This window comes from Pseudomonas sp. PSPC2-3 (genome assembly GCF_049898265.1).
Taxonomy (GTDB): domain Bacteria; phylum Pseudomonadota; class Gammaproteobacteria; order Pseudomonadales; family Pseudomonadaceae; genus Aquipseudomonas; species Aquipseudomonas veronii.
In genome coordinates this window covers 368,616-387,300 of sequence record NZ_JAFCXJ010000002.1, presented here as the reverse complement: position 1 = coordinate 387,300, position 18,685 = coordinate 368,616, and the positions used below count along the sequence as shown (strand labels likewise).

At 56.8% G+C, this 18,685-nt stretch carries 18 protein-coding genes, 1 tRNA gene and 2 pseudogenes; 15 read left to right on the top strand and 6 right to left on the bottom strand.

Annotated features, from left to right (window positions below; all coding sequences use genetic code 11):
• The first annotated feature begins 10 nt into the window (after positions 1–10).
• Genes ACP7E3_RS05670 through murB form a run of 4 tightly spaced genes read left to right on the top strand, consistent with a single transcriptional unit; the run spans position 11 to position 2,437 of the window.
• Positions 11–196: a Trm112 family protein gene (locus ACP7E3_RS05670; RefSeq protein ID WP_003174668.1), complete on the top strand. Its 186-nt coding sequence runs from the start codon at positions 11–13 to the stop codon at positions 194–196.
• The gene (gene kdsB / locus ACP7E3_RS05665; protein WP_426122522.1) at positions 193–957 is read left to right on the top strand and encodes a 3-deoxy-manno-octulosonate cytidylyltransferase; all 765 of its coding nucleotides are present in this window, start codon (positions 193–195) and stop codon (positions 955–957) included. The genes ACP7E3_RS05670 and kdsB overlap by 4 nt, the downstream gene beginning before the upstream one ends.
• The gene (locus ACP7E3_RS05660) at positions 957–1,421 is read left to right on the top strand and encodes a low molecular weight protein-tyrosine-phosphatase (RefSeq protein WP_017848010.1); all 465 of its coding nucleotides are present in this window, start codon (positions 957–959) and stop codon (positions 1,419–1,421) included. Before kdsB ends, ACP7E3_RS05660 begins: the two co-directional genes overlap by 1 nt.
• Entirely contained in the window at positions 1,418–2,437 is a 1,020-nt protein-coding gene (gene murB / locus ACP7E3_RS05655; RefSeq protein WP_426122519.1) for a UDP-N-acetylmuramate dehydrogenase, read from the top strand. The genes ACP7E3_RS05660 and murB overlap by 4 nt, the downstream gene beginning before the upstream one ends.
• Positions 2,438–2,511: 74 nt before the next feature.
• Here the strand turns inward: murB and ACP7E3_RS05650 are convergent, their stop codons facing one another.
• A complete protein-coding gene (locus ACP7E3_RS05650; RefSeq protein WP_057004407.1) occupies positions 2,512–3,183 on the bottom strand; it encodes a Bax inhibitor-1/YccA family protein in 672 nt (223 codons plus the stop codon).
• A 152-nt stretch (positions 3,184–3,335) separates the two neighbouring features.
• Between ACP7E3_RS05650 and ACP7E3_RS05645 the strand changes: the two genes are divergently transcribed.
• Positions 3,336–3,426 (top strand) — tRNA-Ser (locus tag ACP7E3_RS05645).
• Between the two features lie 115 nt (positions 3,427–3,541).
• On the opposite strand, the pseudogene ACP7E3_RS05640 reads toward ACP7E3_RS05645, so the two are convergent.
• Positions 3,542–3,730: pseudogene (locus ACP7E3_RS05640) on the bottom strand (integrase); the annotation flags it as partial.
• Between ACP7E3_RS05640 and ACP7E3_RS05635 the strand changes: the two are divergent.
• The 4 genes from ACP7E3_RS05635 (at position 3,680) to ACP7E3_RS05620 (ending at position 5,477) form a co-directional block, all read left to right on the top strand.
• Positions 3,680–4,336 (top strand): hypothetical protein, encoded by a 657-nt coding sequence (locus tag ACP7E3_RS05635; protein WP_261754910.1) that lies wholly within the window; start codon positions 3,680–3,682, stop codon positions 4,334–4,336. The pseudogene ACP7E3_RS05640 and the gene ACP7E3_RS05635 overlap by 51 nt on opposite strands.
• Before the next feature lie 98 nt (positions 4,337–4,434).
• Complete coding sequence (locus ACP7E3_RS05630; protein WP_256822796.1) at positions 4,435–4,743, top strand: putative quinol monooxygenase; 309 nt, start codon at positions 4,435–4,437, stop codon at positions 4,741–4,743.
• A 105-nt stretch (positions 4,744–4,848) separates the two neighbouring features.
• Complete coding sequence (locus tag ACP7E3_RS05625; RefSeq protein ID WP_256822795.1) at positions 4,849–5,163, top strand: hypothetical protein; 315 nt, start codon at positions 4,849–4,851, stop codon at positions 5,161–5,163.
• Positions 5,164–5,261: 98 nt separating this feature from the next.
• Entirely contained in the window at positions 5,262–5,477 is a 216-nt protein-coding gene (locus tag ACP7E3_RS05620) for a hypothetical protein (protein WP_301556359.1), read from the top strand.
• 78 nt (positions 5,478–5,555) lie between these two features.
• Here ACP7E3_RS05620 and ACP7E3_RS05615 read toward each other — a convergent pair whose 3' ends face one another.
• Complete coding sequence (locus tag ACP7E3_RS05615; RefSeq protein WP_152032031.1) at positions 5,556–5,960, bottom strand: hypothetical protein; 405 nt, start codon at positions 5,958–5,960, stop codon at positions 5,556–5,558.
• A gap of 425 nt (positions 5,961–6,385) precedes the next feature.
• Here ACP7E3_RS05615 and ACP7E3_RS05610 point away from each other — a divergent pair.
• Positions 6,386–6,653 (top strand): annotated as a pseudogene (locus tag ACP7E3_RS05610) (transposase); the annotation flags it as partial.
• A gap of 207 nt (positions 6,654–6,860) precedes the next feature.
• Here ACP7E3_RS05610 and ACP7E3_RS05605 read toward each other — a convergent pair.
• The gene (locus tag ACP7E3_RS05605; RefSeq protein ID WP_046385245.1) at positions 6,861–7,136 is read right to left on the bottom strand and encodes a hypothetical protein; all 276 of its coding nucleotides are present in this window, start codon (positions 7,134–7,136) and stop codon (positions 6,861–6,863) included.
• 592 nt (positions 7,137–7,728) lie between these two features.
• Here ACP7E3_RS05605 and ACP7E3_RS05600 point away from each other — a divergent pair.
• Entirely contained in the window at positions 7,729–8,187 is a 459-nt protein-coding gene (locus ACP7E3_RS05600) for an anti-virulence regulator CigR family protein (RefSeq protein ID WP_426122515.1), read from the top strand.
• 899 nt (positions 8,188–9,086) lie between these two features.
• Here ACP7E3_RS05600 and ACP7E3_RS05595 read toward each other — a convergent pair.
• Entirely contained in the window at positions 9,087–11,690 is a 2,604-nt protein-coding gene (locus ACP7E3_RS05595) for a cation-translocating P-type ATPase (protein ID WP_079444166.1), read from the bottom strand.
• Positions 11,691–12,374: 684 nt separating this feature from the next.
• Here ACP7E3_RS05595 and ACP7E3_RS05590 point away from each other — a divergent pair.
• The 4 genes from ACP7E3_RS05590 (at position 12,375) to ACP7E3_RS05575 (ending at position 18,299) form a co-directional block, all read left to right on the top strand.
• Entirely contained in the window at positions 12,375–13,700 is a 1,326-nt protein-coding gene (locus ACP7E3_RS05590; protein ID WP_108525125.1) for an OprD family porin, read from the top strand.
• 1,232 nt (positions 13,701–14,932) lie between these two features.
• Positions 14,933–15,646 (top strand): hypothetical protein, encoded by a 714-nt coding sequence (locus ACP7E3_RS05585; RefSeq protein ID WP_017846714.1) that lies wholly within the window; start codon positions 14,933–14,935, stop codon positions 15,644–15,646.
• Between the two features lie 127 nt (positions 15,647–15,773).
• Complete coding sequence (locus ACP7E3_RS05580) at positions 15,774–16,043, top strand: hypothetical protein (RefSeq protein ID WP_169883889.1); 270 nt, start codon at positions 15,774–15,776, stop codon at positions 16,041–16,043.
• A 138-nt stretch (positions 16,044–16,181) separates the two neighbouring features.
• Positions 16,182–18,299, top strand: a complete 2,118-nt coding sequence (locus ACP7E3_RS05575; RefSeq protein ID WP_046383017.1) for a TonB-dependent receptor family protein — start codon at positions 16,182–16,184, stop codon at positions 18,297–18,299.
• Here the strand turns inward: ACP7E3_RS05575 and ACP7E3_RS05570 are convergent.
• On the bottom strand, positions 18,269–18,598 hold the full coding sequence (locus ACP7E3_RS05570; RefSeq protein WP_057004397.1) for a DUF7693 family protein: 330 nt from the start codon (positions 18,596–18,598) through the stop codon (positions 18,269–18,271). The genes ACP7E3_RS05575 and ACP7E3_RS05570 overlap by 31 nt on opposite strands.
• Positions 18,599–18,685: the final 87 nt, after the last annotated feature.

Genomic DNA, 18,685 nt, shown 5'->3' with positions numbered 1-18,685 from the left:
GGAAACACTCATGGACACCAAACTGCTCGACATCCTCGCTTGCCCGATCTGCAAAGGCCCACTCAAGCTCAGCGCGGACAAGACCGAACTGATCAGCAAAGGCGCCGGCCTGGCTTACCCGATCCGTGATGGCATCCCGGTGATGCTGGAAAGCGAAGCCCGCACGCTGACCACCGACGAGCGCCTGGATAAATGACTACAGCCTTTACCGTTGTCATTCCATCGCGCTACGCCTCGACCCGCTTGCCGGGTAAACCGCTGCAACTGATCGGCAACAAGCCGATGATTCAGCTGGTGTGGGAACAGGCCTGCAAAAGCAGCGCCGAACGCGTGGTGGTGGCCACCGATGATCCGCGCATTATCGATGCGTGCAAAACCTTCGGTGCCGAAGCGATTCTGACCCGCGAAGACCATAATTCCGGCACCGACCGCCTGGCCGAAGTGGCCACACAACTTGGCCTGGCGCCTGATGCCATCGTGGTCAATGTGCAAGGTGACGAGCCGTTGATCCCGCCGCGCGTGATCGACCAGGTGGCCGCGAACCTGGCGGCTCATGGCGAAGCGCGCATGGCGACCCTGGCCGAGCCCATCGAAGACATTGAAACGCTGTTCAACCCGAACGTGGTCAAAGTGGTCAGCGACATCAACGGCCTGGCGCTGACATTCAGCCGCTCGACGTTGCCCTGGGCGCGGGATGCTTTTGCCAGGCATCCTGACCGGTTGCCAGAAGGCGTGCCGTACCGCCGTCACATCGGTATCTATGCCTACCGTGCCGGTTTCCTGCATGACTTCGTCAGTTGGGGCCCGTGCTGGCTGGAAAACACCGAATCCCTGGAACAACTGCGTGCCCTGTGGCATGGCGTGCGTATCCATGTCGGCGATGCTCTGGAAGCACCGCCTGCGGGTGTTGACACCCACGAAGACCTCGAGCGCGTCCGCCGCCTGCTGGGGGCCTGATGGAGGTTCTGTTTGTCTGCCTGGGCAACATCTGCCGCTCGCCCACCGCTGAAGGCGTATTGCGCCATAAATTGCGCGAAGCGGGTTTGGCTGGCCAGGTCGACGTAGCGTCCGCCGGCACGGGGGAATGGCATATCGGCAACCCACCGGACTCGCGCAGCCAACAGGCAGCGCGGCAGCGCGGTTACGATCTGTCGGCCCAGCGTGCGCAGCAGGTCTCCCGCGCCGACTTTGCGCGTTACGACCTGATCCTGGCCATGGACCACAGCAACCTGCGTAACCTCAAAGCGATGCAGCCGGGGCAGGGCAAGGCCGAGCTCGACCTGTTCCTGCGCCGCTACGACTCTGAAGTGGACGAGGTGCCAGACCCTTACTACGAAGGCGAACAAGGCTTTGAGCGGGTCCTGGACCTGATTGAACGAGCCTGTGATTTATTGGTGATCGAATTGAAGGGGCGGTTATGACCTTGCAAGTGCTTGCGCAGGTATCGCTCAAGCCATTCAACAGCTTCGGCATCGACGTGCGTGCCCAGCTCTTCGCCGAGGCCCGCAGCGACGCGGATGTTCGCGAGGCCCTGGCCTATGCCGCCGCCCAGGCAGTACCGCTGCTGGTGATCGGTGGTGGCAGCAACCTGCTGCTGACCCGGGATATTCCGGCCTTGGTATTGCGCATGGCGACCCAGGGTATTCGGGTGCTGCAGGATGACGGCCAGCATGTGGTGGTCGAGGCCGAAGCGGGCGAAGCCTGGCACCCGTTCGTACTGTGGACCCTGGAACATGGCTTCTGCGGCCTCGAAAACCTCAGCCTGATCCCCGGCACCGTGGGCGCCGCACCGATGCAAAACATCGGCGCCTACGGAGTGGAGATCAAGGATGTGTTCGCCGGCTTGACGGCCCTCGATCGCCAGACCGGCGAGTTACGTGATTTCAGCCTGGAAGAATGCAACTTCGCCTACCGGGACAGCCTGTTCAAACACGAAACCGGACGTTGGCTGATCCTGCGGGTGCGGTTTGCCCTGAGCCGCGTCAGCCACCTCAAGCTCGACTACGGCCCCGTGCAACAGCGCCTGGCCGGGCAGGGGATTACCGACGCCACCCCGAGCGATGTCAGCCGGGCGATCTGCGATATACGTCGGGAAAAACTGCCGGACCCCGCAGAACTGGGCAATGCCGGCAGCTTCTTCAAAAACCCATTGGTGTCCCAGGCGCTGGCCGCCGAGCTGCAGGGCTTGTATCCGGACTTGGTGGCCTATCCCCAGGCCGACGGGCAGATGAAACTCGCTGCCGGCTGGTTGATCGACAAGGCCGGTTGGAAGGGCTTTCGTGATGGAGATGCCGGCGTGCATAAGATGCAGGCATTGGTGCTGGTCAACTACGGCGGCGCCACCGGGCATGACATTGCCAACCTGGCGCTACGTATCCAGCAGGATATTGCCCAGCGTTTCAAGGTCGATCTGGAGATGGAGCCCAACCAGTACTGAGCCCTGAACAAAGCGCCCTGAAACAAAAATGCCCCGTATCTTGCGATACGGGGCATTTTTTGTACTGCTGGCAATCAGTCGTCGCGGCTCATGATGCCGAAGATCTGCAACAGGCTGATGAACAGGTTGTAGATCGACACATACAGGCTGATGGTCGCCATGATGTAGTTGCGCTCACCGCCGTGGATGATGGCGCTGGTCTGGAACAGGATGCACACGGAGGAGAACAGCACAAAACCTGCGCTGATCGCCAACTGCAGACCGCTGATCTGGAAGAACATGCCAGCGACCACTGCCCCCAGCAACACGAAGAAGCCGGCGGTGATGAAGCCACCCAGGAAACTCATGTCCTTGCGGGTGATCAGCACATACGCCGACAAACCACCAAACACCAGGGCTGTCATGGCAAACGCCGAGCTGACCACTTCCGCGCCGCCGGCCATGCCGAGGTAACGGTTAAGGATCGGGCCGAGGATAAAGCCCATGAAACCGGTCAAGGCAAACGCCGACACCAGGCCCCAGGCCGAGTCACGCAGCTTGTTGGTCAGGAAGAACAGACCGTAGAAGCCGATCAACACGACAAAGACATTCGGGTAGCCGACGTGCATCTGCTGCGCCATGAACGCCATCACGCCGCTGAATGCGAGGGTAAGGGCGAGCAAGCCATAGGTGTTGCGCAAGACGCGGCTGACTTCAAGCTGCTCAGCCTGCGCGTTACCATTCACTGCGTAATTCTGTTCGCGCATGGCGACACTCCTTCGGTTTTGAAACGTTCAGTCGCAAAGATCATAACAGACGCTCTGTAACAAGCGATGGCGAGAGTTTGACAGTGTGTTTCATTCGGGTATTATGGCGCCCGCTGAGACAGGATGGGCTGCTATAATCCTGTGATGCAAAAGGGAAATTGGCAGAGTGGTTGAATGCACCGGTCTTGAAAACCGGCGAACGTTAATAGCGTTCCCAGGGTTCGAATCCCTGGTTTCCCGCCAAGATTTACACGAAAGCCCCGCTGATGCGGGGCTTTTGCGTTTCTGGGGCTTGGACACTTCCGATCTTAATTTGCTCGGCGTTCCAGAACTATTATGGAAGCGTTCCATAACTTTTCTATTTTGACGGCTTCGCGGTGGCGCCGAGTCTCCTATAAACGCGCTTTGTGATTTCCTGATTGCTATGCCCCAATAGCAGGCTCGCATCGCCGATATCCACAATTTCAGACGCCGCCTTGGGTCGGATATCTCGGAATTGAAACCCGCCGATCTTTGCAGCGAGCATCGGATCTCCTTGTTCGATAGCTTTCTCGCAAACCATCTCTCAGCAGGTGAGATCGTAGAAAATGGCGCTTCCGCTAGCGCCCGCTACGATCTTGTTGTGGCAATAAGCCATATAGGGGAGGAAGTGGGCATGAAACGGTTTATGATTTTTTCAGTGATAGCAGTGCTGGCAGGATGCTCAGGGAAAATTGTCACGTATGAGCAATCTGACTGCAAGAATGGTTGTGAGGGTGTTCCTTTTTTTCGGCTAGTTCAGGTAAAGGAGCATTACATTCAGGACAAAATCCTGAATAAAGAAGGTGAGATGCTACGTTACGCCGGCGGCGACGAAAACACTGGCTGCTTTGCGGTCCAAGTCACTGAAACGAAGCTAATCCCGGCGGCCCAGGAAAGCTATATCCGTTACGAGGCTGGATGGCTCGAAACCTCTAAATTCTCGGTAGACCTAAACGATAACGGTAGCTTGGCAAAGGTGGGCGCCGATTCGACACCCGGACTGAAGATGGCAGTGGACGCGGTGTCCACACTAGCAACCGCCTATGGGACGGTGAAGTCCGCCGATAAGTCTAAATCAAAGATTCAACTACCTTACTGCAACGCTGGCAGAGTTCCCGTGACCGGAGCCTAGTTGAACCAGTTAGGCCCAGCTCATCGCTGGGCTTTTTGCATCTGTACTTGGTTGTAGCGTACTGTATTTTCCCCTCTTTAGTATGCGGCGTGTTACCTATGTCTGATGAAGTTCGGCTTGTCGTCATCATCAATACCCAGCCAGGTCGAGGCTCGGACCAGCTCGCGGCTTTTGAAAAACTCGCTCCTTTGGTCAGGGCTGAGCAAGGGTGCATTCAATATGATATCCACCCTGTAGTCGGAAACAGCGATAGCTTTGTATTGATCGAGAAGTGGGCATCAAAAGAAGCGCTTGATGCCCATGATCTCGCTCCGCATATGCTTGAGGCAGCCAAGTACAACCCGACGTTCCGTGCGGGGCCGGCTACAGTGCTGTTTTTGGAATCGGCGGTGCTTTCATCGCACTGAAGAAGGGCTGAACTCACAACAGAAGAGCCCAGCCCCACGCAGGGCTCTTTGCATCTGGCTTTCCCAGTGCTATTTTTCCGAATTAACCCCCACACGGAGAGTGCAATGACCCGATACTTCAAAAGTCTAGACAATGGCAAGGTTGAAGAAGTCGATGCGTTTCAGGTTCTGGCAATATTGTTCCTAGGCCCACTCTATCTTTGCTTCGCCGGCCTTTGGCGCCATTTATTAATCTGGGGTATTGCTATAGGGTTGGGGCTGTTTGCAGGCCCGCCATGGGCAGCTATACCTATTGCTGGACTGCCAATCATCTACTGTTTTTTGATACGTAGAATTGTGGCAGATGAGTATTTGAAGAAGGGCTGGGTAGAGGTGGCTGATCCAAAGCTTGCACTCGATAAAGAAGTTCCAGACGCTTAGTCTCTTGCAGATTAGTTGCTTTGAGCCCAGCCTCGCGCTGGGCTTTTTGCCTTCTGCGGCCAGGTGCTACAGTCCCGCCAAACCAAAGAGGGAACGACATGCGAAGTGTTGTAGCGGGACTGGTGGTTCGTCAGAACGCCCTAAGCCAGGAGCACCGCGCCGAAATTGAGGAAATCAATAAACAGAATTTGCTCAAAATGGCTGCGGTATCCAAGGATCATCATTACGAGATGGAGAATCTATGGATCATTCTTTCCATCGCTGAGCAGGATCTCGACGCGGCTCTGAAGGTCGCCTCTAAGGCTACACAGTAAGACATACAAATGCAGAGCCAGATCGACCATACCAATGCGTTGATGGCTTCTCGTGCCTGACCCCCCCCACTTTTTTATCTATACGGTTGTTGAAAACCGAGATTGCGAAGAAAGAGAGCGTACGTCTAAAACCTCCCCACCCACAGCCTCTGCTATCATTGTGGCGCGAATCGCTCCTGAATCAGGAAGGCTCAAGTTTCTTAAATTTTCAGCGAACTGATTGGAAATCTCTACTACGCCGGATTTATAAATTGTGGCAACAAGCTGGTTATTCTTTACAACAGTTTGAACTGCATTCTCGGGTGAGTTATCAGCAACAAGGCGACCTTCGCCTCGTCCTACCGCTTCCGCTTTACGAAGATCTTCAGCCACATTCTCTAAGGTATGAGCGAAATTAGCAGGCAGTTTCACTTGCGGCAGATTCAGGTCTGCAATGCTGCGCGACATGTTTGTCGTTAAACGTATGCCTTTGGAAATATCCATAAAATAAATCTCCTTCTGTTTAAACAAGGTCTACCGCTGGCAAGTTACGCCAAAGCCAAACTGTGTAATGAGGACTCGATATATGAAGCTTCAGTAGCCGACAAAACGTTGTAGCCGCTGTCACCGGTAATAGTAGCCATACTTATCTCCATAAGGAATATGAATACCCGGTTGTAAGCGCTGTTCGAAATAAGAGCCTATACGCATACAAATCCTAGCATATGGCTGACATCATCGTGAAGCTCTTCCTCCGCACCTCACGTTGAAATTTGATGGGGAGAAACTTTGCAAGTTCTGCTGGGCTGTACAAGATCTATTTTTTCAAACGGAGGATCTGTTAACACCCTTTAAAATCAATTAGGAAACTCTGAAGAAGACTTCCAGATTTGGCAAAAATACCCAACTGCCACCCGTCGAGTTTTCCGATGAAGCAGACGACCTTCGCGGATGCCGAGTACGCCGGCAAACGTAAGCAGACCCGCCGCGAGCGCTTCCTGATTGAGATGGATCGGGTTATGCCCTGGAAGGGTTTGATTGCCTTGATCGAGCCGCATTATCCAAGGGGGACGGTGGTCGTCCGGCCTATCCGTTGCTGGCCATGTTGCGGGGTCATCTGATGCAGAGCTGACTCGGCTACAGCTATGCAATGATGGAAGAGCACTGTACGAGACTACTATTCTGCGCCAGTTTTCGCAGGCGAAGGTGTTCACCTACTAATTAAGAGGACATCAGGCCTTGGCTTTGCAGGGCTGGGTAGATGACTTGGCCGGACGCATACCATCAATCGTCATGCTTGCGGCTCCAGGGGAGGGAGAAGCCAGAAGCGCAGCACAAGCAAGGGCGCGCGATCAGCCTTCGAGTCCCGCAATCCTCGCGTGACCCGAAGGGTGTTAAGCGCGCTTAGATGCGGATGATCTGGGTGATGTGCGGCTTACCTTTGAGGGGGGCGTAGATTTCTACGATTGCTGCCCAGATTGCTGGCGAACCAGGCTGCTGTGCTTTGGCGTGATAGCGATAGTTTGTGCCGGCGACGACCTGGGTCGCAACCGTCTCAGGGGTGTATTGCACCCCCACAAAGCCTTCCAAGGCTTCTTTGAATACAGCATGGTCCTTTGGAGTCAGTTCGTGGTAAGCAGTCCATCCGCCAACACCAACGTAGTTTTCTTGAGCTGACATACTATAAATCTCCATATTTAAGTTCCTACTCGTTTGGCTTTTCGGAGTTCGCCCCGTCTATTGAATGGTTTCCGGAATCCATTTCCTGAGGGTGCTCCTGGGCAACGACTGTTGGTCGCAAAACAGATTCCTGGGAAGGCACCAATGCTTAACGCTTTGGTCGGGCAGGGTCAGCCATAGGCGCGCGTGCATGCCTGAGCATTTGGCTATGGAGGATGGGGTGGCGGTCACCCGCTTCAGATCCTCTTCCCTGATAGAAACAATTCACCAATGAGTGATGATTGCCAGACGTCCACGTCTTGTCCAAGGTGGCTCTGCGCATGAGGCATGCCGCTTGATGGCTTTAAGCTATCAAATACAAGGGGAATGTATGTACGTATTTGGCAGTGCTGGGTGTAAGGCATCGACGATTGGTGAAATCGAAAGCAGCACCTGATTCCGCAGTTTTTTAACCTGGAGGGGGCCTAATCGGCGGTTATCGTTGGGCGCCACGCTCCGTTAACGGATGCAGCGAGTGGGATGGGTATTACGGAACTAAAACCTTCAATACCGTCTACATTTCAGGGAGCATTCCCTTCCGGAGAAGACAGTCATGTTTAGATCACGCACGCTTGTAGCTGCTATCTGCCTTACTTTGGCCGTTGGCTCGGTGGCTGCACTCGCAGACCCTGGCAATGGGAAAGGTCAAGGCAATGGAAAAGGCAACTCACAAGGTGGTCAAGGTCATGGCAACCAGGGTAATAAGGGGAAAGGTTCCAGCGGATACGACTGGTCTCGCGGGCCAAGCATTGACCGCGGCAGCGTATTGGGAGTGCTCGGCGGCTACCGTGACTACTGGAGCCCAGGCCCTTCACTGCCACCCGGAATACAAAAGAACCTCGCCAGAGGGAAGCCTCTTCCTCCAGGCATCGCCAAGAAGCTTGATGGTCGATTGCTGGGCAGACTTCCACATTACGACGGCTACGAATGGCAGCAGGCAGGCACGGACTTGATACTGGTCGCAATTGCTTCCGGCATAATCTACGAAGTCCTCAACGGCGCCTTCGATTAAGGCGATAACGCTTCGACGATCTATGCCAAACGCCCGCCGCCACGCGGGCGTTATTGTATCCGCGCTAAACGCGACCATGAGCAATCGCAAGGTCGGCTGCCTCAGGGGCTGATCGTAGGCTTGCTTCACGGCTACGCCAATGCACAAACACACCAAATCCATGACAGCCAAACAATCCGGCGGGTGCAATCGAACGTGCCTATCGGGAAAGATCAAGGCACATCACAACCATTCCGATTTCGGCCATGTCGGTACTGAAAAGGGATTTCGCCCAGCGCCCTGAACAATTTAGGGCCAAAGGAAAAATGCCCAGAAGAGTTGGGTGTCAGCCTGCGCCAAAAAAGCAAAGCCCCGGAGGTTCGCGGCTCCAGGGCTTCTATTTTCGCCTCCATCCCTAAACGGCTGGCGAACGTGGTCGCAGATTATCAGCGGCCCCCGGATGTTTCACTACGACTATTGGCGATAGTGTTCGATCGGCAGCACGCGGGGGAGGGCGGAATGATTTCCGCAACCTTATGCGCCCCATGATCGGCGCGGGCTCCAACGCATTCAAAAGTGCCTTGGTGCGGTAATTATTAGAATCTAACGTATTGTTTTAAAAAGTTACTTTGGATTCCTGGAAGCCGGTGAACGTTACTGGCGATTCCAGGGTTCGAATCCTGACGTACACCTTTTATGAAGGCGTTGACCCGAGTAAGAGGTTCGCCAACGTGACGAGTCCACTCGCCGCGTTACCCGATAATGTTCGAGGGGCGAAGCACCCGATGCTGCACTGCTGATCCGGTTTGCTTTTCCAAAGCTGGGAGCCAATCTAAGCGATTAACTGCTGAACAAACCTCGCCTGGGTTGCGACATGTGCAGCCCCTGGCGAACTCGGGGATCAGCACGAAAGGCTTCGCTCAGTCGCTATGCCCGCTCCTCATTCGTATTAGCCATTTCACGACTTCGAACCACATTACGCTCAGCGCGACGATGCCAAATGCGAAAAGTAGCAGTACTGGCGCGGGTGTCACGAATGAGAACAGCTGGGTAACCGGCGGAAAAAACAGCGCTATCGCCAACATGGCCAACGTTGCGAAAGCGATCCAACTGAGCTGGGTGCCAAACGCGCCAGGCCCCACCCAGCGCGTGCGGCCCCATGACTTATTGGTATGGATCAGGGCGAGGTTGGCCAGCGCCAGGACGACGAAGGTCAGTGTTCTCGCAAGCTCATCTCGCTCAGACGCAACCGGCGCAAAGAACCTCATACTTGCATACGTCGCGAGAAGCAGTATCAGTAAGCCAATGCCCTGGCAGAGGCCGCGTATCATCACTGCGCTGTCGAACAACCGTTGCTCCTTTCGACGTGGAGGAGCCTTCATCGCATCCGGCTCAAGCGGTTCGGCCTCGAACACGACCGAGCAGGCGGGGTCGATGATCAGTTGCAAGAACAAAATGTGCGCCGGCATCAGCACCATCGGCCAGCCGAAAAGCACTGGAAGCATCGATAGGCCGACGATCGGCACGTGTACGGCCACCACAAACACAATCGCCTTGCGCAAGTTGGCGAAAATGCGGCGGCCATAGCGCACGGCGGTCACCAACGACTCGAAATCATCATTGAGCAAAACCAGCGCGGCCGCCTCGCGTGCAACCTCGGTGCCACGCGCACCCATCGCAACGCCAATATCGGCTGCCTTCAGCGCAGGCGCGTCGTTGACACCGTCGCCGGTCATGGCGACGACATCACCCTGTGCACGGAACGCGCGTACCAGGCGCAGTTTCTGCTCTGGCTGAACACGGCAGAAGATCTGCGTCGTGATCAGTCGTGCGGCCAGCTCAGAATCGTTCAGTGTGGACAGTTCGGTTCCAGTGATCACCGGCGCATCGGTGCCCAGCCCGGCCTGCCTAGCGACCGACATCGCTGTGGCCGGGTGGTCGCCCGTCATCATCACCACACGGATGCCTGCGGCCCGGCACTCGGCAATAGCCTGCGGCACATCTGGACGAATCGGATCTTCGAGCCCGACCAATCCTAGAAACCTGAAGTCGAAGTCGTGCTGTAAACCGGGCAATACCTCGGCGGCGAAGGTCGCCTGTGCGACGCCGAGAACGCGAAGCCCGTCTGCCGCCATCGCCAGCACCTGAGCCGCAATGCGCGCGCTGCGAACGGGATCCATATGGCACAAATCGACGATTGCCTCGGGCGCTCCCTTTGCAGCAATGAGTCGCTCTCGTTGATTCGGCGATTGCCACACCCGCGACATTGCCAGCATCTGGGGTGACAAGGGATAGTCGTCGATCAGCGTCCAGTCGGCGTGGAGGTGCTCGGTGAGCGCCAGCAGGCTCTGCCCGGTCTCGCCGATGGCCGACTCCATCGGGTCGAAAGCATGGCGGTGGCTGGCGAGAACCGCGTACTCAAGCACACCATGGAGTGCCTCCTGCAAAGGCGTGCCGCCGTCAGTACCATCTCTGGCGACTTCATACTCAGCCTCCTCGGACCAAAGGCGCCTGACCGTCATTCTGTTAGCCGTCAGCGTACCGGTCTTGTCGACGCATAAGACGGTGGTCGCACCGAGCAATTCGACGGCAGGGATGCTACGCGCTAACACCTTCTCACGGGCGAGTCGCCAGGCGCCGAGGCCTAGAAAGAGCGTCAGTACAACCGGCAACTCCTCCGGTAGGATTGCCATCGCCAGCGTCAGGCCCGCCAGCATCCCATGCAGCCAGTCACCGCGCAGCAGCCCGAAAGCGATAGCGAGCGCCGCCGCCAGCGCCAGGCCTATGACAGCGACCCGCTTGACCACACGACGCGTTTGCTGTTGTGTCGGGGTGGGTTCCACCTCGATGTCTGCCAGTGACTGGCCAATCCGGCCCAGCGCACTGCGCTCGCCGGTGGCGGTGACACGTCCCTGGGCGGTACCGCACGTGACCAATGTGCCTGAAAATGCCTGCGCTAGGGCCGCATCCATTGGCGGCGGCGCTGGATCACCAAGTGTATGAGACTGCGGCGCGACCAGCTTGCTGACTGGCATGGATTCTCCGGTCAGCAAGGACTCATCAATTGATAGGTTGGCGCATGTTGTCAGTTGCAGGTCAGCGGGTACGCGATCGCCTTCAGCCAGCATTACAACATCGCCAACGACCAGGTCCCGCGAGGGAACGCTGCACTCTTTACCTTCCCTTAGCACTTTAGCCCTTGGGCTGGAGAGGTCCCGCAACGCATTCAGGGAGCGTTCACTGCGCCGCTGTTGGACAAAGCTGATGCTCATCACGACGAAGACAAAGCCCAGCAACATCAGGGCTTCCTGGACATCGCCCAGCACCATGTACAAAGCGCCGCACGCGACCAGCAGGAGAAACATCGGCTCGAAGGCCACGTCACACATCAGGCGCAAGGCGCTGCGTCGGCGGGAGGCGGGGAGTTCGTTCGGCCCGTCCTGCGCCAGACGTTGCTGCACCTGCGCCTCGCACAAACCCTCAAGCGGCGTCTGCGAACCTGAATGAGGTAGCTCAGCGTTCACAGCGCGGCCGTTATGAGTGGGTGATCGTGATTCAAATCAAGGGGGGGCAATGGGGCAATGTGTGTCATCAGGTTCTGTACCCCCATGGCGCTGCGATACCTGCAGGCTGGCTCTATAACGATGTGATGTCCTGTCTCGAGGCTTGTAGTCGTATCGACCTCGAGGCATGCGTCTAAGACCATCATGTAATCCGTCCTACAGGTACGCTAGCACAACGTTGCTTTAAATATTGCGGCATTCGCCGCTCTCGATAAGGGAGCTCCAAGAACGCCTGAATCAGTTCGGCCCTTTGCGGATATCCAGGCTCAGAGCGTGCCGTTTTCATCGTGCAGTTGGGACTTTAGATGTATGCGAAACATCGATGTCCAGCTCATTTCACGCGTCCGGCTTTCTTGTATAAACCTGAATTGTTACAGAAATGGAAAATTACTTTCACGGGAAACGAGGTCATTCCATCGGCGGGAAAGTGTTATAAGTTTTTCACCTTAGGCTCTGCCCTGTACTAAAAATAAACCGTTATAAAACGGTACCTTGCGCTGCGCAGTCAATGCGTTGCGACTTAGAAACCTTCTCATCTGCCATCGACTTATGACTCTTCGCTTTTGACCGCCTGACTTCAGGGGAGATCCTGCTGACTGTGCATTGAGAGACGAGGCAGCTCTATTAAAAACAGGGGAACAAACAATGTCTTTTAAGTGGAATTTGGTGGCGCTGACGGTCTCGCTGGGTGCTAGTCAACTAGCGTCAGCCGCGGGTGTGGAGGACCAAGCGACTGCCAAGGGGTTTGTTGAAGGCAGTAGTTTGAACCTGCTGCTTCGCAACTTTTATTTTGATCGTGACGGTAAGAATTCGGCGGGCGACAAACAGGACTGGTTGCAGGTGATGCAAGGCAACTTCTCCTCCGGCTTCACCCAAGGCACCATCGGTTTTGGTGTGGATGCTTACGGATACTGGGGCGTAAAGTTGGACGGTGGCAAAGGCAATGCAGGCTCTGGCAACTTGCCGGTCGACAGCAACGGCCGGCCGGAGAATGACTTCAGCAGTGCAGGCGCGTCGATCAAGGCACGGTTCTCCAAAACTGAACTGCATTATGGCAACTTGCAGCCCAACAACCCGGTCCTGGCCACGGCGGGTACTCGCGCCACGCCTCAAACGGCGACTGGCTTCAACCTGTTGAGCAGCGAAATTGAAGGGTTGAACCTCGACGCCGGGCACTTCACCAGCAGTAACGGTCCGACCACGACCAACAATAGCCACGAATTGTATGCCGGTTATGCCAACATACCGGCCAAGAGTATTGACTACCTCGGTGGCAAGTACACGCTGACCGATAACTTGTCCATGAGCGTGTTTGCCTCGGACCTCAAGGACGTCTGGCATCAATACTACGGTAATGCCAACTACACGATTCCGTTCACTGCCGATCAATCATTGAACCTGGACTTCAACATCTACCGCACCACCGACTCCGGCCAGTCCAAAGCCGGCTCCATCAACAACACCACTTGGTCGTTGGCGGCGGCGTACTCTTTCCTGAGTGCTCATACCGTCACACTGGCGTTCCAGAAGGTTCACGGCGACACGCCGTTCGACTATGTGGCCGTGGGTAATAACAAGTCGGGTGATCTGGCCGACTCCATCTTCCTGGCCAACTCGGTTCAATATTCTGACTTTAACGGCCCAGGCGAAAAGTCCTGGCAGGCCCGTTACGACTTGAACATGGCGACTTATGGCGTGCCGGGGCTGAGTTTTATGACGCGCTACCTCAACGGTGACAATATCGACGGCACGCACATGCCGGTCGGCAGCGCCTACCGTGCCTATGGTTATGGTGCTGACGGCAAGCACCATGAAACCAACTTTGAAGCCAAATACGTGGTACAGAGCGGCCCAGTCAAAGACTTGTCGATGCGCGTGCGTCAAGCCTGGCACCGCGGTAACGCTGATCAGGCGGAAGGGGATTACAACGAAACCCGTCTGATCGTGGATTACCCAATCTCGATTTTCTAAGCGGACGATCGCCGGTCAAGCCCGGAAGACGCAACGCATTGACGGCCAGTTTCAGTTCTGCTGAAACTGGCCGTTTTGTTTGTATAAAGCGCTTGATGTCTGGGCTTTGCACGGCAAGGTTGAGGTCGCCGATTTTGGCGCCTGAACCTGCGGATCGTTGCGCGGTTGTGTTGGTTCGGGTGCCGACCGACCCTGAGGTCGCTTTGGTCTGCCCCATTGCGGCTGGTCTGCTACCAGCATCATTGTTTAACAATTAATGTGAAAATAATGCAATAGAACGAGTTGAGAGTACTTCCCATACTTAAGCAACTTAGTTGGTTTTGAATCGCGTGGAGTGTGAAAATAGTGTGATATTGATGTGAAGGGATTGCGTACTTGTAAGTGTGTTTGCGAAGAAAGCCGATAAGGCAAAAGCAATCTGTAGATTTGAATGAAAATGTCTTTTGCTCTATGTCTTTAGATGGGCTGTTGAAGGGGGCGGTGGGCACCGGTTGATAGATGGTTTATTCAGCCAGGCCAGGTTTATCTCTTCAGTTTCAACCCATTTTGCGCCAGGGTTTCGAGTGCAGGTCTTGAATCCTATACAGCAACCGTCGTTGTCGATCAAAACGTAATGTTTATAACGGTAATGTGGCGCGAATAGACCAAAACAGAACGCCATGATCGGGAACCTCATTCAAAATAGCTAAGTATATTTTGCAGTTTAGATCCGATACCTCAGGGATGTAACGATCTGGCAGGCTGCAGGCTCATCAATTTTATGTTTTTGTTAATTGTATTCAATCTCGTTTCTGCTGGTTCAAGCGATAGGTGATGCCGGCGTCACTTCGGTCGTTGAACCGGCGTTGAGCGCCAGAGTCCCCATTTCAATCTAAACAGCAGACGTCTGAAAGGAAGCGGTATTTCAGCGTATGGGCTTTGCAGAGCGTGATTTTAAATATTGAAAGTCACTTATTTTGTATTTGTGACTAAGCCACTCGGTACTAGATCCTGATTGGGTAATCCTGCCGATCGCGATACGGCATAGGGTGCTCGAAGTTGTGTCTTTGCGAAACGCATTAACATGCACTGGGGGCTTCTCATGTCATTCCGGGTTTTCTGTTGCCCAATCCTGCACTTTTTCGGATTTTTCGGATCTATCTCTATCCCCGCCATACTCATACTGCGTGTGGACATAAGAACTAGACATGGTGCCGATGGATCATACGTTCCCGCCTCTTACCTGCCGATGGATGAACCGCCCGCGCTGGCTCGTCCTCGTGTTTCTGCTCTGCACCACCGCCTGCAGCCAGCAACAGGGGCGCGATATCGCCAGGCAATTCAGCAATGGCAAGCCTGATGAGTTTCTCCAGACCAGCGTCGACCGCATGGCCACCCTCGGCATGCGCGATAACCTGCAAAGCCTGTATTTGCTGATGAACAAGCTGTACCTGCGCAACCCCAACCAGTGGCGGCAGTCGGGTTACCTGGACGCGGTGAGCGCGGCGCGGGAAATCCGTTCGGCCATCGAAAACCGTCAACCGCTGCCCGCCCTGGGGGATCGTCGCGATCTGGCGGCCCTGAGTTACTCCTTGAGCCCCGAGTTTCGCGGCGATCGGGTCGGGGCGTTTATCTATGCGATTGGCAGCATGCTGGTGACTGCACATGGCGGGCGCACCCGGTTCTATATCTCTGACACGATCAACCCGCAATTCGTCAGCAACGCGGCGCGCAATATCGAAAAGGCCACCTGGCTGCTCAGCCAGCGTCAGGATGCCAATGGCGTGCTGCTGCTGTTTTCCAACGAGATCTCGGAGGAGGGCAGTAACCTCAGTTTCGCCGTCGAGTTCGGCAAGATCGTCGCGCGACTCGACCTGCTGACCCAGATGCTCGATGAGCGCTACCGACGCATTGGCGTCAATTACGCGCAAAGCCTGTTGCTGATGAATTTTCTGCCGGTGCAGTGAGCGTTAGGACCGTTGAGTGCGGTGTTTCCGTTTCCTCTGTAGGAAGTGCCCTATCTTGCACTGCACTGCTTGAAACGCCCATCTGTCGGCAATAGCCTCGGACTTTTCTTAAATATGAGGCCCTACCTTGGGTAAGCGAAAAACGGTTTGGCCCACGGATCGCGAAATTCGCCTGCGATTTATCCTGTTTGCGGTGATTGACGCCGCGAGTGCGCAAGGCGTCTCTGCCGAGCTGTTGTTACCGGCACACAAACTGCTGCAGGAGTCGCCGACTGAGGCGCAATTTCGCGACGCCCTCAACAGCATTCTGACGACCGACGAAATGTACGGGTTCCGCTTTCCGGCGGGGTCGGAGGCGGATGACTTCATGTGCGCGCTGGCGTCCGCCGCGGGCTAGGAGACAGGTAGTTTTTTCAGGGGTCGGGAAGGTTCTGCGCCTTGAATAAGGCGTGACCTGGCGAGCGTCCCGGTCTTCCCATCACAGTTCGCGTGCCAGGCCTTGCCTTCACGCCCCCGCATTCCAAGGACCCGCCCCATGTTGCTGCGCCAACCCCCGCTGCTTTTTGCTGCCCTGACCCTCAGTTCCCTTGTGCAGGCCGAAGACCTGCAACTGGCGCCGGTCGAAGTCACCACCAGCGAAGCCAGCGCGGCTGAAGTGGCGCAGGCGCAGCTCAAGCGCGTGCCCGGCGGCACCAATTACATCGACATGGGCAGCGTGCAACAGGGGCGGGTGAGCACCAACGAGGATGTGTTCAAGTATCAGGCTGGGGTGTACGCCAAGGCGGCGAATAATGAAGGCGTCAAACTCTCGATCCGTGGCTCGGGCCTCAACCGCAGCCCCGGCGCCCATGCTTCCGGGTTGTACGAGACGCTCGACGGCTTGCCGCTGACAGGCCCCGGCGGTACGCCCTATGAACTCAAGGACCCCTTGTGGCAAAGCCGCGTCGAGGTGCTGCGCGGTGCCAACGGTTTTGATCAGGGCGCGCTGGCCCTGGGTGGGGCGGTCAATTACGTGACCCACACCGGCTACGACGCCCCCAAGCTGCAAGTGCGCTACGAAGCGGGCAGCCGTGGCTACGCCCAGCGCGAGATCAGTTCGGGCCAGGTGCTGGGGGATGCCGACTATTACATCAGCCTCACCGATTCCGAATCCGACGGCTATCAGCAGCAGAGCGCCGGCACGGGCAAGGGCGTCGCGGCCAACTTCGGCTACCGTTTCAATCCGAACCTGGAGACGCGCTTTTACTTGCGCTACCGCGAAACCACCAACGACACGCCAGGCAAGCTCACGCGCTACCAGATCAGCCATGATCCGCGTGCCGCCAACAGCCTCAACGCCGCCCGCGATTCAAAACGCCTGCAACCGGGCTCCACCTGGATCGCCAACAAGACCACGTTGCAGCTCGACGACAACGCACGGCTCGAAGTCGGCCTGGCCTATCACGACTACCCGATGGACCTGCGCGAGGGCACCAATCGCCTGAAAGTCGCCTACACCGATATCAGCGGCACGCTGAACTACATTCGCCAGGACACCCTGTTCGGTCACGACAGTAAAACCACGATCGGCCTGCGCACCACCCAGGCGATGCCCAACAATGGCGCGTCGGAATACGTGCGAATTCCTGTCGGCAATACCGCAGGCTACGCCCCCGGCACCAAGACCCGCGACTACAGCTACCTGGGCTCCGACACGGTGCTGCATATCGGCAACGACCTGGAACTGGTCCCGGACCTGTGGCTGACCACCGGCCTGGCCGCGATCTACACCCGCCGCGAAACCCAGGTGACCTATCCCGACGGCCAGGCGCCGCTCAGTCAACATGACTGGGACTATGCGCCGCGCATCGGCCTGCGCTATGACTTCACCCCGCAATTGCAGGTGTACGGCAACCTGAGCCGCTCGGTCGAGCCGCCGCATGCCTGGTCGATGATCTGGGGTTCCAACAAATACTTCGGGCCGGGCAGCGGCCCGGCCACCGGCCTGCAACGCGAAGGCGTGAGTTTGAAAAACCAGACCGCCACCACCCTGGAAGTCGGCGGCCGTGGTGACGCGTGGTTCGGCCAATGGGACCTGGCACTGTACCGCTCGGAAGTGCGCCACGAGTTGCTCACCGTTGAAACCCAGGCCCAGACCCCCACCAGCAACGCGATCCTCGCCGAGGCCAACGCCAGCCCCACGGTTCACCAAGGTGTCGAACTGAGCCTGCTCAGCCCGCTGTGGGACGGCGGCGGCAGCGGTAAGCTCGCCCTGCGCCAGGCTTACACCTTCAGCGACTTCCACTACCGCAACGACGACCGCTTCGGCGACAACACCTTGCCGGGCATTCCCAAGCACTACTACCAGGCACAGTTGCGCTACAGCCATCCGACCGGTTTCTACACCAGCCTCAACACCGAGCATTCCTCGCGGGTGGCGGTGGATTACGCCAATTCCTACTACGCGGCGGCCTATACCTTACTCGGCGCCACGTTCGGCTACGACGCCCCGCAGCAGGACTGGCAAGCCTGGGTCGACCTGCGCAACCTGACCAACCGCCGCTACGCCAACACCGTCACCCCGGGTTATGACGACAATGGCCTGGACGCCGCCCGCTCCACGCCCGGGGACGGTCGGGGCATCTACACCGGCGTGTCGTGGAGCTGGCGCTGAGACACCGACAACAGGCGCTCGACTTGCGCGTGCTCCCACGTACTCATCAATGCCACTGGGTTGGTGCCATAGCGTTGCCAGCTGTCCAATGAGCCATGCCGCCCGTCGGGTGAGCGGCAGTGCTGGCACCCCACCAGCACCGTACCTTGGGTCAGCAGCACCATCCGCCAGCCGTCGGTTTCCACGCTCACCGTGTCATCCGCTGCCGCGCAGGCGCTGATGACCCGCGTTTCCAGGGCCATATCCTTGAGCACTTGATAAGCCTCCCGTGCAGAAACGGTGGCGGCGGTTGCGGTCATCGGCGGTGTCCTCGTGATGGAGCGGCGCAGTGTCGCGTGCGGGCGAGGCGGTTTCAAGCCTGAGGGCAGCGGTCGATTGCTGCCCGG